At 45.2% G+C, this 15,930-nt stretch carries 19 protein-coding genes and 1 riboswitch; of the genes, 1 reads left to right on the forward strand and 18 read right to left on the reverse strand.

Annotation, left to right across the window (positions count from 1 at the left end; genetic code table 11):
• Positions 1-2 precede the first annotated feature (2 nt).
• From sufU to MHH79_RS16875, 18 genes are all read right to left on the reverse strand, one after another.
• Positions 3-446, reverse strand: coding sequence for a Fe-S cluster assembly sulfur transfer protein SufU (sufU, locus tag MHH79_RS16790; RefSeq protein WP_003222809.1), 444 nt, complete (start codon positions 444-446; stop codon positions 3-5).
• On the reverse strand, positions 436-1,656 hold the full coding sequence (gene sufS, locus MHH79_RS16795; RefSeq protein ID WP_003228604.1) for a cysteine desulfurase SufS: 1,221 nt from the start codon (positions 1,654-1,656) through the stop codon (positions 436-438). The genes sufU and sufS overlap by 11 nt, the downstream gene beginning before the upstream one ends.
• A complete protein-coding gene (sufD, locus tag MHH79_RS16800; protein ID WP_014480787.1) occupies positions 1,656-2,969 on the reverse strand; it encodes a Fe-S cluster assembly protein SufD in 1,314 nt (437 codons plus the stop codon). The genes sufS and sufD overlap by 1 nt, the downstream gene beginning before the upstream one ends.
• Before the next feature lie 17 nt (positions 2,970-2,986).
• Complete coding sequence (gene sufC / locus MHH79_RS16805; protein ID WP_003151872.1) at positions 2,987-3,772, reverse strand: Fe-S cluster assembly ATPase SufC; 786 nt, start codon at positions 3,770-3,772, stop codon at positions 2,987-2,989.
• 193 nt (positions 3,773-3,965) lie between these two features.
• Positions 3,966-4,103, reverse strand: coding sequence for a hypothetical protein (locus MHH79_RS16810; protein WP_014665305.1), 138 nt, complete (start codon positions 4,101-4,103; stop codon positions 3,966-3,968).
• 193 nt (positions 4,104-4,296) lie between these two features.
• A complete protein-coding gene (locus MHH79_RS16815; RefSeq protein WP_340034740.1) occupies positions 4,297-4,674 on the reverse strand; it encodes a carboxymuconolactone decarboxylase family protein in 378 nt (125 codons plus the stop codon).
• A 285-nt stretch (positions 4,675-4,959) separates the two neighbouring features.
• A complete protein-coding gene (gene metQ, locus MHH79_RS16820; RefSeq protein ID WP_032722486.1) occupies positions 4,960-5,784 on the reverse strand; it encodes a methionine ABC transporter substrate-binding lipoprotein MetQ in 825 nt (274 codons plus the stop codon).
• A 13-nt stretch (positions 5,785-5,797) separates the two neighbouring features.
• Positions 5,798-6,466 (reverse strand): methionine ABC transporter permease MetP, encoded by a 669-nt coding sequence (metP, locus tag MHH79_RS16825; RefSeq protein WP_047183148.1) that lies wholly within the window; start codon positions 6,464-6,466, stop codon positions 5,798-5,800.
• Complete coding sequence (gene metN / locus MHH79_RS16830; protein WP_309530103.1) at positions 6,459-7,484, reverse strand: methionine ABC transporter ATP-binding protein MetN; 1,026 nt, start codon at positions 7,482-7,484, stop codon at positions 6,459-6,461. The genes metP and metN overlap by 8 nt, the downstream gene beginning before the upstream one ends.
• A gap of 105 nt (positions 7,485-7,589) precedes the next feature.
• A riboswitch (SAM riboswitch) is annotated at positions 7,590-7,696 on the reverse strand.
• 114 nt (positions 7,697-7,810) lie between these two features.
• On the reverse strand, positions 7,811-8,155 hold the full coding sequence (locus MHH79_RS16835; protein WP_003228587.1) for an SCP2 sterol-binding domain-containing protein: 345 nt from the start codon (positions 8,153-8,155) through the stop codon (positions 7,811-7,813).
• Between the two features lie 106 nt (positions 8,156-8,261).
• Positions 8,262-8,582, reverse strand: a complete 321-nt coding sequence (locus MHH79_RS16840; RefSeq protein ID WP_003228585.1) for a thioredoxin family protein — start codon at positions 8,580-8,582, stop codon at positions 8,262-8,264.
• A gap of 1 nt (position 8,583) precedes the next feature.
• Positions 8,584-8,946 (reverse strand): toprim domain-containing protein, encoded by a 363-nt coding sequence (locus tag MHH79_RS16845; RefSeq protein WP_015483668.1) that lies wholly within the window; start codon positions 8,944-8,946, stop codon positions 8,584-8,586.
• Positions 8,947-9,023: 77 nt separating this feature from the next.
• Positions 9,024-9,260, reverse strand: coding sequence for a YusG family protein (locus MHH79_RS16850; RefSeq protein ID WP_003228581.1), 237 nt, complete (start codon positions 9,258-9,260; stop codon positions 9,024-9,026).
• A gap of 55 nt (positions 9,261-9,315) precedes the next feature.
• A complete protein-coding gene (gene gcvH, locus MHH79_RS16855; RefSeq protein WP_003222781.1) occupies positions 9,316-9,699 on the reverse strand; it encodes a glycine cleavage system protein GcvH in 384 nt (127 codons plus the stop codon).
• Between the two features lie 66 nt (positions 9,700-9,765).
• Entirely contained in the window at positions 9,766-10,122 is a 357-nt protein-coding gene (locus MHH79_RS16860) for an arsenate reductase family protein (protein ID WP_003222779.1), read from the reverse strand.
• A 110-nt stretch (positions 10,123-10,232) separates the two neighbouring features.
• Positions 10,233-12,017, reverse strand: coding sequence for an acyl-CoA dehydrogenase FadE (fadE, locus tag MHH79_RS16865; RefSeq protein ID WP_309530102.1), 1,785 nt, complete (start codon positions 12,015-12,017; stop codon positions 10,233-10,235).
• Between the two features lie 14 nt (positions 12,018-12,031).
• Positions 12,032-13,207 (reverse strand): acetyl-CoA C-acetyltransferase, encoded by a 1,176-nt coding sequence (locus MHH79_RS16870; RefSeq protein ID WP_063334634.1) that lies wholly within the window; start codon positions 13,205-13,207, stop codon positions 12,032-12,034.
• A 10-nt stretch (positions 13,208-13,217) separates the two neighbouring features.
• The gene (locus MHH79_RS16875; RefSeq protein WP_309530101.1) at positions 13,218-15,587 is read right to left on the reverse strand and encodes a 3-hydroxyacyl-CoA dehydrogenase NAD-binding domain-containing protein; all 2,370 of its coding nucleotides are present in this window, start codon (positions 15,585-15,587) and stop codon (positions 13,218-13,220) included.
• 174 nt (positions 15,588-15,761) lie between these two features.
• Between MHH79_RS16875 and MHH79_RS16880 the strand changes: the two genes are divergently transcribed.
• Positions 15,762-15,908, forward strand: a complete 147-nt coding sequence (locus tag MHH79_RS16880; RefSeq protein WP_003240817.1) for a YuzL family protein — start codon at positions 15,762-15,764, stop codon at positions 15,906-15,908.
• The last annotated feature ends 22 nt before the right edge of the window (positions 15,909-15,930 follow it).

A 15,930-nucleotide genomic window follows, 5' to 3' on the forward strand; every position in this document is an offset into this window, starting at 1 on the left:
TTTTAATTGCCGCCTTCTTCTTTCGCGACTCCTTTTTCAAGTGCTTTCCATGACAGGGTTGCACATTTGATACGGGCCGGGAATTTTGAAACACCTTGAAGGGCTTCAATATCCCCGAGATCTATAGAATCATCATACTCTTTCCCTTGCATCATATCCGAGAAAATCTTAGACATGGAAAGGGCAGTTTCAATATCTTTCCCTTTAATCGCCTGAGTCATCATCGAAGCGGATGCCATTGAAATGGAACAGCCTTCCCCTTCAAACTTCGCATCTTCCACGATGTCTCCGTCAAGCTTCATTGTCAGTCTGATGCGGTCGCCGCATGTCGGATTGTTCATATCCACGACAATGCTGTCATTCAAAACCCCTTTATTTCGCGGGTTTTTGTAATGATCCATAATCACCTGTCTGTACAATGTATCTAAGTTTGCATTAAAAGACATTTGTAAAATACTCCTTTGTCTTTTGAAGAGCTTCCACAAGCTTATCAATCTCTTCCTCTGTATTATACAGATAAAAGCTTGCTCTTGCAGTAGCAGTTACATCCAGCCATTTCATCAGCGGCTGCGCACAATGGTGGCCGGCTCTGACTGCGATTCCCTCCGCATCAAGCACAGTCGCCACATCGTGCGGATGAACATCATCAAGGTTAAATGTGACAAGCCCGGCACGCTCTTCCGGCCCGTAAACCGTTACGCCGTCAAGCTGGCGGAAGCGTTCAAGCGCATAAGCTGCAAGCTTGTGCTCATGGCGGGAAATCTCATCAAGACCGATTTCTTCGAGAAAATCAATGGCGGCACCAAGGCCGATTGCTCCTGCAATAATCGGCGTACCCGCTTCGAATTTCCACGGAAGCTCTTTCCAAGTTGATTCATAAAGCCCGACAAAGTCGATCATTTCACCGCCGAATTCGGCAGGCTCCATGTTTTCCAGCAGGGCTTTCTTTCCGTACAGCACACCAACACCGGTAGGTCCGCACATTTTATGGGAAGAAAGCGCAAAGAAGTCGCAATCGAGATCCTGCACGTCAATTTTCATGTGAGGCGTGCTTTGTGCTCCGTCCACCACAATGACAGCCCCATTGTCATGAGCGATTTTCGCCATTTCTTTAATCGGGTTGACCGTGCCGAGGACATTAGATACATGAGACACCGCAACAATTTTTGTGTTGCTTGTGACCGTTTCTCTGACGTCTTCTAAAGAAATCGTTCCGTCTTCCTGCAGCGGAATATATTTTAATGTGGCGCCAGTTGCTTTTACAGCCTGCTGCCACGGAATGATATTCGCATGATGCTCCATGTAGGTGATGACCACTTCATCACCAGGTTTCAGGTTGGCGCGCGCATAGCTTAACGCCACCATATTCAGTGATGTGGTCGTGCCTTTTGTGAAAATAATCTCAGCCATTGACTTCGCGTTAATAAACTTGCGGACTTTTTCACGCGCTCCTTCATAACCATCTGTCGCTCTGGTTCCAAGTGTATGGACGCCCCGGTGAACATTGGAATTGTATTGGTTATAATACTTATCCAGTGTTTCAATGACAGCACGCGGCTTCTGGGAAGTCGCCGCGCTGTCGAGATAAACGAGATCATGTCCGTTCACTTGCTGATGAAGGATCGGGAACTGTTCACGAATATCTGTGATATTCATTACTTCACTTTCCTTTCGATAACAGAAACTAATTGTTTCTTAACGCCTTCAATCGGAAGTTCATTTACTACCGGTGCAAGGAATCCGTAAATGACTAAGCGTTCTGCTTCTTCTTTCGGAATTCCGCGGCTCATCAGGTAGTAAAGCTGAATAGGGTCCACACGGCCGACAGATGCCGCATGTCCTGCAGTTACATCGTCTTCGTCAATTAAAAGAATAGGGTTTGCGTCTCCGCGTGCTTTTTCGCTGAGCATCAGCACGCGTGATTCTTGCTCCGCATTCGCTTTAGAAGCGCCATGTTCGATTTTGCCGATTCCGTTAAAGATAGAAGAAGCGGAATCCTTCATCACACCGTGCTTCAAGATATAGCCTTCAGAAGCTTTACCGAAATGGATGATTTGTGTTGTGAAGTTTTCTGTTTGCTCTCCTCTTCCGACAACAACCGTTTTCGTATCGCCGTATGTGCCGTCACCGTAAAGATTTGTTGTGTTTTCGGAAATCGTGTCGCCGTCGTTCATCAGGCCAAGAGCCCACTCGATTTTGCTGTCGCGTCCGCGCGCAGCACCGCGGCGGTTCACATAAGTTGTCACACCGCTTGACAGATTATCCACCGCACCGTATGTCACGCTGGCATTATCACCTGTGATGACCTCACTGATAATATTGAAGACAGCGTCTTTCGGGTTTACAGTGCTGATGTAGTTTTCTACATATGTTACAGAGCTGTGGTCTTCAGCCACAATCAGCACGTGGTTGAATAGAGCTGTATCATTGCTTTCGTGGACATAAACAGCCTGAACCGGCGTCTCCACCTGAACATTTTTCGGAACATAAAGGAATGCTCCTCCGTTAACAAGAGCCGCGTGAAGTGCAGTTAACTTATGTTCGTCAACCTTCACGCCGTCCTTCATAAAGTATTTCTCCACCAAGTCGCTGTGCTCACGTGCAGCAGTCAGAATATCAGTGAAGATGACGCCTTTGTCTTTCAATTCTTGAGAAAGAGAAAGATATGCCGGCGTCTGGTCACGCTGTACGTATAATGTTTTATCTTCGTTTTCAACGTCGATCAGCGCTTTCACTTCATCAGTCAAATCTTCTAATGAAGAAAGCGGTTCGTTATCAACTGTATGCTTCGCGAAATTCGTGAAGTTCCAGTTTGTGATTTTTGTTTTGTCAGGTTTCGGCATCGGCAGATCCTCAGCTTGTTCAAGAGCCTGTAAGCGCAGGTTCTTCAGCCAGGCAGGTTCTTGGTGCTTTTCGGAAAAGCTTTTGAGATACTCCTGATCTACGGATAGTTTTGTACCTAGTGTCATATTAATCCCCCTAACGCTTACGCTTCTTGGCCAACAGTTTCGTCTTCAATGCCAAGTTCTTGTTTGATCCAGTCATAACCTTCTGCTTCAAGACGCTGTGCAAGCTCTGCACCGCCGGATTTTACAACGCGGCCTTGCATCATAACGTGAACAACATCCGGAGTGATGTAGTTTAACAGGCGCTGATAGTGAGTGATCATCAGGCAGCCGAAGTTTTCGCTGCGCATTTTGTTGATTCCTTTAGATACAACTTTCAAAGCGTCAATATCAAGACCTGAGTCGATTTCATCAAGGATGGCGATTTTCGGTTCAATCATCATTAATTGAAGGATTTCGTTGCGTTTTTTCTCCCCGCCTGAGAAGCCTTCGTTAAGATAGCGCTGAGCCATTTCAGGGTCCATTTCAAGGAACTCCATGTTTTCGTCCATTTTGCGGATGAATTTCATAAGAGAAATTTCATCGCCTTCTTCTCTGCGCGCGTTGATTGCTGAGCGAAGGAAGTCGGCATTTGTCACACCGCTGATTTCACTTGGGTACTGCATCGCAAGGAATAAGCCTGCCTGCGCACGCTCGTCCACTTCCATCTCCAGTACATCTTTGCCGTCAAGCGTGATGCTGCCTTTTGTTACTTCATATTTAGGATGCCCCATAATAGCAGCTGATAAAGTGGATTTACCAGTTCCGTTCGGGCCCATTACTGCGTGGAATTCTCCACCTTTTATTTCAAGGTTTACACCCTTTAAGATCTCTTTTCCTTCGATTTCAACGTGAAGATCTTTGATCGTTAATGTTGAAGCAGCCATATCTATACCTCCAAAAATATATAATCATTATTCTCATTTTATTCTCATTCTAATTTTATAACAAATGAAAAGTAAATACAACTTTTTATCGTGCCTCGCACATTCCTCAAGTTTAACAAAGATCGGCACTTTATTAAAGCCATTGAAAAAGAAAAAGAGTGGATTCCCACCCTTTTTTAAAAGATTGATTTTCTCAATAAGCGCCCGCAGAAATCCGCTTACTTTTTTGATAATCAAGCTCTCTCTGCCGCTCTACTTTCATTCTTGTTTCCAGCCGGCGTCCGTATTCCTCGTATCCAATTCCGTGTGACAGCTGCATCGCTTTTTCCATTTCTGACGTATAATCGAGGTTCAGTCTGTCCTGGCTGCTGCAAATAATGAATCAATCCCTTCATATATTTGCTTTCTATTGTATCAGTGCTTCGTTGGATGCCGCAAAAAGGATATGGCTTGAAATAGCGGCAGATGAGACGAAAGCATCCACTCAGTTCAAATGAGAATGGTTTTTCGGAATATTCCTTCTCTTAATGCGTGGTGTTTCCGAATTCCTCAATGCACTGTTGAACGACTGTCACGCCTTGGCTGAAAGCTGCGCCGCCTCCAAATGCCGCTGCCACACTGACGGCTTCGAGAATGTTTTCTTCTGTCGCTCCCTGATCGAGACAGCCTTTTGTATGATAGATCATGCAATATTCGTCCTGAGCATTGATGGCAATTCCGAGGGCGATCAGCTGTTTTTCTCTTTCAGTCAGAGAATTCCCGGCAAAGCACTGTTCAGTAAATTCGTTAAATTTTCGTCCCATCAGCGGCATCTTTTGTTCAAATGTGCCTAAACCATGTTTATATTGTTTTAACTCGTCCTGCATGCTTCCTCTGTCTTGATTCAAAGAAAATCCCTCCATCTGTTTAACATTCCTTTTTATTATGAACAGCTTTTAGGAAAATACGCGAAAAAAACCCCGGAATTCTCATCCGGGGTTTCACCGTGTCAGCAAACCCTCGCATTCGTTGTCAGACCTGCGCGTTGGTGCTCACGAATTACAACATTCGCTCTGCTCCAATGCTCGGCCTTCCTAGACTTCAAGGGTTTTCAATCACGCTGAAAAGATGACAAAGCCCTAAAACGAATATCGTTTTAGGGCTTTGTCAATAATTGAACCCCGGATTTCTCATCCGGGGTTTCTGTCTTATTCAGATACAGGAAGCACAGCTCCGTCGTATTTTTTCTCGATGAAGTCTTTGATCTTTTTAGAGTGAAGAACTTCCATCAGCGCTTTGATTTTTGCAGAATCTTCTTCGCCTTTTCTTACTGCGATGATGTTAGCGTATGGGTTGTTTTTCGTTGATTCTACTTCAATTGCATCTTTTTTAGGATTTAATTTATTTTGGATCGCATAGTTTACATTGATGAAGGCCGCGTCTCCTTCTTTGTTTTCATATGCTTTTGCCGTTAATTCAGGCGCTACTTTTTTGAATTCAAGGTTTTTCGGGTTTTTCTTAATGTCTTTCAATGTTGCGTCAACTGTTTCTACCTTAGAATCAAGAGTGATTAATCCAGCGTTTTCTAGCATTGCAAGCATACGTCCTTGTTCAGCAACGTTGTTTGTCAGAATGATTGTCGCACCGTCTGGAAGGTCTTTCAGCGATTTGTATGTTTTAGAGTAAATACCGAATGGCTCTAAGTGAACAGCGCCGGCATTCACAAGTTTGTAATCTGTGTTTTCTTTCATTTCTTGCTCAAGGTAAGGAATGTGCTGGAAGTAGTTCGCGTCCACTTCTTTATCAGCTAAAGCTTTGTTGTACATTTTATAATCACTAAGCACTTTCACTTTCAGCGTATAGCCTTTTTCTTTCAGCAATGGTTCAGCTTCTTTTAAAATTTCCGCATGCGGTGTTTTCGTTGCCGCAACGACAATTTCTTTCTTGCCGGATTCAGCGCCGTTATTCGAACCGCAGGCAGCCATAACTCCTGCAAATACAAGCAGTAATGCACCCAAAAATAGCTTTTTCAATGTAAATCCTCCCTTATCGTTTGTCTATAATATTTGTTATTAGATCACCGATGATTTGAATAATAAACACGATGATTAAAATAAACACAGTAGCAACGAAGGTAACATCAGCGTTATTAGACTGATATCCTTCTACGTACGCAAGGTTTCCAAGGCCTCCTGAACCAATGGCTCCGGCAATTGCCGTTGAGCCGATCAAAGCGATGGCAGTAACCGTAATGCCAGAAATAAGAGCAGGCATTGATTCCGGAATCAGCACTTTGAAAATAATCGTAGACGTTTTCGCGCCCATTGATTTAGCGGCTTCAATCACACCTTTATCCACCTCACGCAGCGCGATTTCAACAAGGCGCGCGTAAAATGGTGCCGAGCCGATTACCAGCGCCGGCAATGCGGCGTTTGGCCCTAAGATCGTGCCGACTAAAAATTTCGTAAAACCTAATAGTAAAATAATTAAAATAAGGAACGGAATCGATCTGAATATGTTAACAACGGCCGAAATCACAGAGTTGACCGCTTTATTCTGCCAGAGGCTTCCTTTGCTCGTCAGAAAGAGCAGCAAGCCGAGGATGACCCCGATGACAAAAGCAAACAGTAAAGAAATCAGCGTCATATAAAGTGTTTCATATGTCGCGTTCCATAATTCAGTTAAATCAACGTTCGGGAAGTATTTTTCAAACATTCGTGATCACCTCTGCTTTCACCTGTTTGTCATTAATGAATCGGATCACGTTTTGCACTTCTTCCTCGTCTCCGTCAATGTGGATGAACAGTGAACCGTAAGCCCCATCCTTCGTCTGCGAAATTTTCCCTTGCAGAATATTGACGCTGACATTGAAGTTTCTGATCATCTCTGTAATCAGAGGCTGTTCAGCTGACTCACCGACAAATGTGAGCTGAACCATTTTTCCTGATGCTGTATCATCAAGAAGATGCTGAAGCGTCTCTTTCGTTTCATCCGGCTCTGTCACCTGTTGAACAAATCGTTTTGTCATTTGTTCCTTTGGATTTTTAAAGACATCGAGAACCTCGCCTTCTTCGACCACCTTGCCGTTTTCCATGACGGCGACTCTGTTGCAGATTTTACGGATGACATGCATTTCGTGCGTAATCAGCACAATCGTCAAACCGAGTCTTTCATTAATATCGGACAATAGATCCAGAATTGAATCTGTCGTTTGCGGATCTAATGCTGATGTCGCTTCGTCACAAAGGAGAACCTTCGGATTGTTTGCAAGCGCTCTGGCAATTCCGACACGCTGCTTCTGACCGCCGCTCAGCTGGGACGGATATGATTTTTCTTTTCCTTCTAAACCTACCAGTTTAATCAGTTCATTGGCGCGCTTGATCCGCTCGCTCTTTTTCACCCCGGCAATTTCTAAAGGAAACATGATATTATCTCTGACAGTCCGCGACCAAAGCAAATTGAAATGCTGGAAAATCATACTGATCTCATGGCGTGCTTTTCTTAAACCGCGTCCATTTACTTCATTAATCTTGGTTCCCGCCACTTCCACGGTTCCTGAGGTTGGTTTCTCAAGGCCGTTCAGCAGACGGATTAAGGAACTCTTACCAGCTCCGCTATATCCTATAATTCCAAAAATCTCACCTTTTTTAATGGAAAGCGAGACATTTTGGACAGCATTGACATCTCCATGTTTCGATTTGTAAACTTTTGAAACATCCTGAAGATTGATCAAAGCAATCACCTGCCTTAACACTATTCTAAGAAATCTTCCGGTTTTTTCTGCAAAAGAAAAGCCTTTCTGCACACTTGAGCAGAAAGGCTTATATAAAATGCCTTTCTCTCATCTTTCAAAGCTGAACGCTTCGTGTGAATTGGCACCATTTCAACAGCGTTGATGGTTGCCGGGCTTCATAGGGCACTTCCCTCCACCTCTCTTGATAAGAGAAATATATAGTCTTTTTCGTCCGGAAATTCTTAATGTAGAATAGCACGGCGAATGATTAAATGTCAATAAAATAAATGATGTCAACTTTTACTATTATAATAATTTATTATTTTTTAATTTTTTAAAATCCTCTGAAAAAATCCATTTGTCAGCCAGAGAATGGCTTCCAGTTTTAACAGGGCCCTGAATGACCCCTTTACTTTGAGGCTTCCGCTCTGAATCAGGTGCTGAAGGGAAATGTCTCCGTGCAATAAATCAATAATTTCCGTTTGGTTTCCGTAAAAGGTCAGGTTGGACGTTTGGGGCGGGGAAACTTTTTTCATTTCTCCCTGTTCGTTTATTGAGACGGTTAAGGCTTCTGCTTCTCCTTGGAAGGTAATGAGCAATGTTGAGGCATTCAAAAGGGGTTTTAAAAACAGATGCTGATACTCATCTTCTAAAACTTCCGCTTTCTCCATATGTACAACCTCCTATTTGTTGGTCATACATACACATTTCTCTCTTTGTCGCAAGAACCCCTTTATAAAACGAACGACAATTTCATTGGATATGCTGAGAAATATGTCATAAATGGGATGCGGAAGATGATTTTTGTTTGATCAGCTCATATAAATAAGAAACGGAATGAAATGCATATCCTCTTTCGACCATCTTTCCGCCTTTAAACAGCAGAAAACAAGGGACGCTTTCAATTTGATACGCTTTTGCGAATGTCGGAGAGTAATTGACATTGTTTTGATAGAAGGCGACATCAGGCAGCATTTCTTTCACCACTGTCAGCATTTTGCTTGCAAGCTGGCAGGTGCCGCAAAACGGAGTATATAAATATAGAAGGTACACATCATCTTCAATGTGGTCAAGTTCATGTTCTTGGAGTTCTTTCATGCTATACACCTCGGGACTTTCTTTCAAGAAAAATAGTATGGACATTCAGATTCGCACGCAGCAATACAGAGGCGACATGGTGCCTGGGCGCAGCCGCTACTTCCTTATAGGCTCTGTCGATATGGAGATGGCAGGCTTCATTAAATTCACGCTTCAGCTGTTTTCTCAATTTCTCACCTGATTCATCAGCATCAACTAATATATAGACGTCTTTATCATAAAGCTCGTCAGCCAATTCCTCAAGCCTCAGCTGGCTGATTGTTCCGTTTGTGCAGATAATGCGCACCGGCTCATTCAGGACGCTTTCGATTTTCTCTTTATCTGATTTCCCCTCGACAATCATAACCTTTTCCAGCTCATCCATCTTCATCTTGTTCACCTGCCGCGTCAAATTTGAAACGTTCAGATTGTAAAAGAAGGCAGTGAAATTCACCGCCAACATTAACACCAGCCGTTTTCGTAGTCACAATCTACATATTTTGCGTCGTCTCCAGAGACCACATCGGCTGTCTTATAAAATTTCTCATTTTCAAAGGAATAACCGGACTTAAGCTCATATTCATTCATGCTTGTCATTTGGCCGATCATCTCATTATCATGATATAACGAGAGCCGGCCATTTTGAAAGCGGCCTGTCACGTCATTGGTGACATCGAGCTTTTGTTTGTCGAAAGCCATATTGGACACCTCCCATAACGTTAGCGTGTCCAATTGCTTTTACGGCTATCCTGTTTTAGTCTTCTTGTGTCATCTCTTCGTATTGCTCTGCTGTCATCAGTTTTTCAATTTCAGAAGCGTCAGATGGCTCAACGACGATCATCCATGCTTTTTCGTACGGAGATTCGTTGACGAATTCCGGACTGTCATCAAGATCTTCGTTTACTTCCACAACCGTTCCGTTAATCGGTGCATAAAGCTCAGATACCGTTTTAACGGATTCAACACTGCCGAATGGCTCGTCCGCTTTGATTTCAGCGCCCACTTCAGGAAGTTCGACAAACACGATGTCGCCTAGTTCGGACTGGGCAAAATGCGTAATTCCGATTCTGGCTTTTTCTCCTTCAACTTTTACCCACTCGTGTTCTCCTGAGTAACGCAAATCTTTTGGTATGCTCAATTGAATCCCTCCATTTTTTACAGCACTACAATAAGAAGATACCACACTTTTCAAAAAAAATTTACATTAAGCCCAGTTTTCTTCAAATTGGTCTTCTTTAAATCCGACAGTCACTTTTTCGCCGTCTGTTGTAAGCGGGCGTTTGATCAGCATACCATCTGAAGCCAGCAGCTCGAGCTGTTCGTCCTCTGACATGTGATACAGCTTTTCCTTGAGATTGAGTTCGCGGTATTTCATGCCGCTCGTGTTGAAAAATTTCTTGAGATCCAGCCCGCTTTTTTCATAAAGCGCTTTTAATTCTTCTTTGCTTGGCGGCTGCTCAGCAATATGTATTTCGTTTATTTCTTTCCCATGCTCTTCAAGCCACTTCTTTGCTTTGCGGCACGTTCCGCATTTAGGGTACCAGTAAAAAGTTAACGACATCTTCTTCCCCCTCAATAAAATAATCGAGGTTATTTTAACACAGTTTGTTTTAAAAACCTAAAACAGTGCTTCTTAAAAAAGAGCTCCGCGCATGCGGAGCTCATGGCCAATCAGACAATATATTTCTCAGCCTCAAAAATGCCTGCCGCCGCCTCGCGTTTTTTCTGAATCACGTTTTTAGGCGTTACGCGTGTCAGCTTGCGCAGAGCGGAAAGCATCATGCGGAGTGAATCTCCTTCTTCCATTGCGATAAGGGATTCCTTCGCATGCGCTTCAATTTCGTTAAAGGCCTCTTGAACGAAAATTTCTGTGTACAGCATCTTTTGCGCTGCTTTTTCAGCGCCTTGTGCGGCAATGGCCTTTTCCGTTCTGAGCAAGGCTGATTCCATTCCGTATACATTGCTGACGATATCCGCTACGTTCACGAGAATTTCTTGCTCACGATCGATCGCTTTTCCGTATTTTTGCGCGGCTAAGCCGGCAGCAAACAACGCAATTTTTTTGGCTTGCTTGACGATATATTTCTCCTGCTCTAAGACGCCGCTTCCAGGCTCTTCAGGCATAAGCATCATGAGTTCTTCCTGCAGCGACTGCGCTTTTTCGAATAAAGGCAGCTCGCCTTTAAGCGCTTTTTTCAGGAAGGTGCTTGGCACGATTAACCGGTTGATTTCGTTTGTGCCTTCAAAAATTCGATTGATCCTTGAATCTCTATAGGCCCTTTCTACTTCGTATTCCTGCATAAAGCCGTAGCCTCCATGAATCTGCACGCCTTCATCAACGATATAATCAAGCGTTTCAGAGCCGAATACCTTATTCAGAGAGCATTCGATGGCGTATTCCGCAATCGATTTGGCAATTTGCCGGCCGTCCTTGAGATCTTCAGCCGTGAACTGGCTCATATTATCTTCAAACAGCCCGACGGTTCTGTATACAGAGCTTTCCATCGCATACAGCCTTGAGGCCATTGTCCCGATTTTTTCCTGTGTCAATGAAAAACCAGCAATCGGCGTTTTAAATTGGCGGCGCTGATTTGCGTATGCCGCAGACAGCTCGATGACGCGTTTAGATGCGCCGATTGTGCCAACCGCCAGTTTGTAACGGCCGATGTTTAAAATATTAAAGGCGATGACATGCCCTTTGCCGATTTCTCCGAGCAGGTTTTCCTTTGGCACTTCAGCTTGATCCAGAATGAGGGTTCTTGTCGATGATCCCTTGATTCCCATTTTCTTTTCTTCCGGTCCCGTCGAGACACCCGGGAACTCTTTTTCTACAATAAAGGCTGAAAACTTGTCGCCGTCTACCTTGGCGTAAACCACAAATACATCGGCAAAGGCAGAGTTGGTAATCCACTGTTTTTCCCCTGTTAATACATAATGGGTTCCTGCTTCATTCAGCACAGCTGTTGTTTTTGCTCCAAGTGCATCAGACCCAGAGCCAGGCTCAGTCAGAGCATAAGCGGCGATCTTTTCGCCTGAAGCGAGTCCAGGCAAATATTTTTTCTTTTGTTCTTCTGATCCGAAAAAGACGATCGGCAAGGAACCGATACCGACATGCGCGCCATAAGAAAGAGAAAAGCTTCCCGCACGCGAAAATTTCTCAGTGATGAGTGCCGAGCTGATTTTATCAAGGCCGAGCCCTCCGTATTCTTCCGGCACATCGGCGCCAAGCAGCCCTAGTTCGCCCGCTTTCTTCAACAGTCTGACAGAATGCTCGAATTGATGGTTTTCGATATCATCTATATGAGGAAGAACATCTTGCTCGATGTAATCCTCTGTTGTTTTCGCAATCATTTTATGCTCGTCAGTGAAATCCTCCGGTGTATACATTTGATCGTATGTGACATCCTCGATTAAAAATCCGCCGCCTTTTTGTACTTCAGCCGCTTTTTTTGCCATTTGTTTTTCCCCCTTTAGCATAATTCAAATACACCGGCCGCTCCCATCCCGCCGCCGATACACATGGTCACGACTCCAAATTGCTCGTTTCTCCGTTTCATTTCATGGATGAGTGAGAGTGTAAGCTTTGTGCCCGTACAGCCAAGCGGGTGTCCAAGCGCGATTGCGCCCCCGTTGACATTCACTTTTTCTTCATCAATTCCCAATTCTCTGATTACTTGAATGGCCTGTGAGGCAAAAGCTTCATTCAATTCAAACAAACCGATGTCCTGCAGCTGAAGTCCGGCAAGCTTCAAAGCGCGCGGAATCGCTTCCACCGGTCCGATTCCCATCACTTCCGGCGGCACGCCGCCTACCGCAAAGGAGCGGAATTTCACAAGCGGCGCCAGGCCAAGAGCATCGGCTTTTTCCCGGTCCATCAGCATGACAGCCGCCGCTCCGTCACTCGTCTGCGAGGAATTGCCCGCAGTCACCGTCCCGTCAACGGAAAAGGCCGGGCGCAATGTCGATAAGATGTCTGCAGTCGTTTGCGGGCGAACACCTTCATCCTGAGAAAACACAAACTGTTTTTCCATAGGCTTATGGTTTTCTCCGATTTCTGTCACCGTCACTTCGACAGGTACAATCTCATCTTTAAATTTCCCTTCTGCAAGGGCTTTAGCGGCGTTTTGGTGGCTGCGAACGGCAAACGCGTCTTGATCCTCACGGGAGACGCCGTATTTTTTCGCGACTTGCTCGGCTGTGTGTCCCATGCTCATATAATATTCCGGTGCCTTTTCTGCCAAAGCAAGGTTCGGACGGGTAACATGCCCCATCATCGGAACTTGCGACATGGATTCTGCTCCGCCGGCGATCGCTGTATCGTAGGCGCCAAGCATAATTTTTTCTGCTGCATATGCAATAGACTGAAGGCCTGAAGAGCAATAACGGTTAACTGTAATCGCTGGAACCGTGTACGGCAGGCCCGCGAGCGCACCGATATTTCTCGCCATATTAAGCCCCTGCTCCGCTTCAGGCGTTGCACAGCCAATAATCAAATCGTCAATATTGCCTTCGTAGCCGCCTGCCCGTTTCAGTGTCTCTTTTACACAAATCGCTCCCAAATCATCCGGGCGAACGGTGGCCAACGATCCTTTTTTTGCTTTTCCAACCGGTGTTCTTGCACCTGACACAATGACTGCCTCTTTCATAAGCTCCCTCCTAATTCCGTAAAGGTTTACCTTTCACAAGCATATGCTGCATTCTCGCTTGAGATTTTGCCTCTCCTGCCAAACTCAAAAACGCTTCTCTTTCGATCTCCAATAAATACTCTTCATCAACCTCTGTACCGAACGGCACTTTTCCGCCCGCAATGACATAAGCGAGTTTTTTCGCGATCTTGAAATCATGCTCAGATATATAGCCGGACAGCTTCATCTGCTCAGCGCCAAGCAAGAGTGCCGCATAACCGGTTTCTCCCGGCACCTTGACCTTTTCTTTTACAGGCGGCCGCCAGCCGGTATCGTATAAAGATGCGGCCAGCTGCTTCGCATCGTATAACAGGTGGTCTTGATTCACGCTGATCTGATCCGTTTCTTTTAAGATGTTCATCTCACGAGCCTCTTGAGCGGAAGCGGACACTTTCGCCATCGCAATCGTTTCAAATGTTTTCATTGCCGCATTCATCGGATCAAGGTCGCGGCGAAGATGGTTGATGTACAGCTCTTTGTTACCCCCTCCGCCAGGGATGAGGCCGACACCGGATTCCACAAGTCCCATATAGGCTTCGCTTGCCGCTTGAATGCGCGCCGCCGGCAGGCATACTTCCGTTCCTCCGCCGAGCGTCATGCCAAATGGCGCGGCGATAACCGGTTTCGCACTGTATTTGATCTTCATCATCGTCTCCTGAAAACGGCGTATCACGAAATCAACTTCCAAAAAGTTGTCGTCTTGGACTTCCATTAAGATCATGGCAAGATTCGCGCCGACGCAGAAATTTTTCCCTTGATTGCCGATGACAAGCCCCTTATAATTCCGCTCTGTTTCCTCTAATCCTTTGTGGATCATTTGAATGATATCGAGGCCGATCGCATTGCTTTTCGAATGAAATTCAAGAAGGGCCACATCATCTCCAAGGTCAATTAAGCTTGCTCCGCTGTTTTTCGCAATCACGCCTTTTGTTTCTTTAAGTGCTTGTAAATGAATTCGTTTTTTGTTTTCTTTCACGGCTCTGTATTCGCCGCGGTCATAATAAAATACCGTTCCGTTCTCTTTGATGTAGAAGGTTTCATTTCCTTTATCCAGCATCTCTTTTATCCAGCCAGGCATATCTGCTCCAAGCTGCTCAAGCTTTTCCGCTGACTGCTTGAGGCCGATGGCGTCCCACATTTCAAAAGGGCCCAGTTCCCAGCCGAATCCCCACTTCATGGCTTGGTCAATCGCATGAATATCATCGGCAATCTCGCCAAGCAGCTCGGCTGAGTAAAGCAGGGTTTGAGAAGTGATATTCCACAGCAATCTGCCCGCTCTGTCATCCGTATAAATAAGCGCTTTCATTTTGGCTTTTGTCCCTTTTGCCTGTTTTGCCGCTTCAAGTGCCGGTGATTTCATTTTTGTCCGCTCGCCGTAAGTAAGCGTCACTGGGTCAAGCTCATAAATCGTTTTTCCTTCTTTTTTATAAAAGCCTTGGCCGGCCTTACTTCCGATCCACCCTTTTTCCAGCATATCGTTCATGAAGCTTGGAAGGCGAAACACTTCTTTTTCATCGCCATCAGCTTTGTCATACACATTTCGGGCCACATGGGCGAATGTATCGAGGCCGACCACATCAAGCGTTCTAAAGGTGGCGCTTTTCGGCCTGCCGATCAGCGGTCCTGTGATCGAATCAACCTCCCCGACCTGATAGCCGCCTTTCAGCATTTCTTGGACTGTCACGAGAAGCCCGTACGTCCCGATGCGGTTTGCGATAAAGTTCGGTGTGTCCTTTGCTGTAACAACGCCTTTCCCGAGGACATTTTCTCCGAAAGCTGTCATAAACTTTAAAATATCAGGATCGGTTTCCTTAATTGGGATGATCTCCAGCAGCTTTAAATAGCGTGCGGGATTAAAAAAATGCGTTCCGAGAAAATGGGCTTTAAAATCATCCGACCGGCCTTCAGCCATTTCCTGCACTGATATGCCGGATGTGTTGCTTGAAACGATGCTTCCAGTCTTTCGATGTTCATCCACAAGAGCGAAAATTTTCTTTTTGACTTCAAGGTTTTCGACAACGACCTCAATAATCCAATCTGCTTCTTTCAGTTTTTCTGCATCATCCTCCAGATTGCCCGGTGTAATATAGGAGGTATTTTTCGCTGATGTGAGGGGAGCGGGCTTTTGTTTCAGCAGTTTTTTCACCGCCTGCCGGCTCAGCCTGCTGCGCACCTCCGGACTGTCCTTCGTCAGCCCCTTTTTTTCCTCTTCCTTTGTCAAATCGTTCGGCACAATATCTAGCAGCAGGACAGGAATTCCGATGTTAGCCAAATGCGCCGCAATCCCGGAACCCATTACTCCCGATCCTAAAACGGCTGCCTTCCGAATGTGTTTGTGCATGAGATATCCCCCTTGAACATTGAATGAATAGTCATTCATTTTTTGACCAAAAAAAATGAAACCCGTTTCTTCTTTCATCTTAAAAGATTTCCGGTTCGACTTCAATAGCTAATTTGTTATTTTTTTGTATGAAGCCTATAAAAGTCGGGCAACTTAAGCCCGGAGGTGAAGGGAATGGTACGAGAGAAAAAAAATCCGTCTTCAGCGGCAGTCAGCGCGGCGAGCGTAAAAGGAGATGCCGGTCCGACTCAGCATTACGGCGGCGGAAAACGGACAAGTCAAAATCAGCAGTATAAAAAACATAACATGGAACAATCATAATGCAGCTGCTTCCCGCGGCTGC

Origin of the sequence: Bacillus sp. FSL K6-0993 (genome assembly GCF_037977205.1) — a bacterium.
Taxonomy (GTDB): domain Bacteria; phylum Bacillota; class Bacilli; order Bacillales; family Bacillaceae; genus Bacillus; species Bacillus subtilis.

Coding starts and splice junctions, on each gene's coding strand:
- sufC (WP_003151872.1), bottom strand. CDS start 3,772: ATGGCTGCTTCAACATTAACGATCAAAGATCTTCACGTTGAAATCGAA.
- MHH79_RS16835 (WP_003228587.1), bottom strand. CDS start 8,155: ATGGAGAAAGCGGAAGTTTTAGAAGATGAGTATCAGCATCTGTTTTTA.
- MHH79_RS16810 (WP_014665305.1), bottom strand. CDS start 4,103: ATGGAAAAAGCGATGCAGCTGTCACACGGAATTGGATACGAGGAATAC.
- MHH79_RS16845 (WP_015483668.1), bottom strand. CDS start 8,946: ATGGATGAGCTGGAAAAGGTTATGATTGTCGAGGGGAAATCAGATAAA.
- MHH79_RS16875 (WP_309530101.1), bottom strand. CDS start 15,587: ATGCACAAACACATTCGGAAGGCAGCCGTTTTAGGATCGGGAGTAATG.
- sufD (WP_014480787.1), bottom strand. CDS start 2,969: ATGACACTAGGTACAAAACTATCCGTAGATCAGGAGTATCTCAAAAGC.
- fadE (WP_309530102.1), bottom strand. CDS start 12,017: ATGGCAAAAAAAGCGGCTGAAGTACAAAAAGGCGGCGGATTTTTAATC.
- MHH79_RS16870 (WP_063334634.1), bottom strand. CDS start 13,207: ATGAAAGAGGCAGTCATTGTGTCAGGTGCAAGAACACCGGTTGGAAAA.
- MHH79_RS16815 (WP_340034740.1), bottom strand. CDS start 4,674: ATGGAGGGATTTTCTTTGAATCAAGACAGAGGAAGCATGCAGGACGAG.
- metP (WP_047183148.1), bottom strand. CDS start 6,466: ATGTTTGAAAAATACTTCCCGAACGTTGATTTAACTGAATTATGGAAC.
- MHH79_RS16860 (WP_003222779.1), bottom strand. CDS start 10,122: ATGTCGTTAACTTTTTACTGGTACCCTAAATGCGGAACGTGCCGCAAA.
- MHH79_RS16850 (WP_003228581.1), bottom strand. CDS start 9,260: ATGGCTTTCGACAAACAAAAGCTCGATGTCACCAATGACGTGACAGGC.
- MHH79_RS16880 (WP_003240817.1), top strand. CDS start 15,762: ATGGTACGAGAGAAAAAAAATCCGTCTTCAGCGGCAGTCAGCGCGGCG.
- sufS (WP_003228604.1), bottom strand. CDS start 1,656: ATGAATATCACAGATATTCGTGAACAGTTCCCGATCCTTCATCAGCAA.
- MHH79_RS16840 (WP_003228585.1), bottom strand. CDS start 8,582: ATGAAAGAACTCCAAGAACATGAACTTGACCACATTGAAGATGATGTG.
- sufU (WP_003222809.1), bottom strand. CDS start 446: ATGTCTTTTAATGCAAACTTAGATACATTGTACAGACAGGTGATTATG.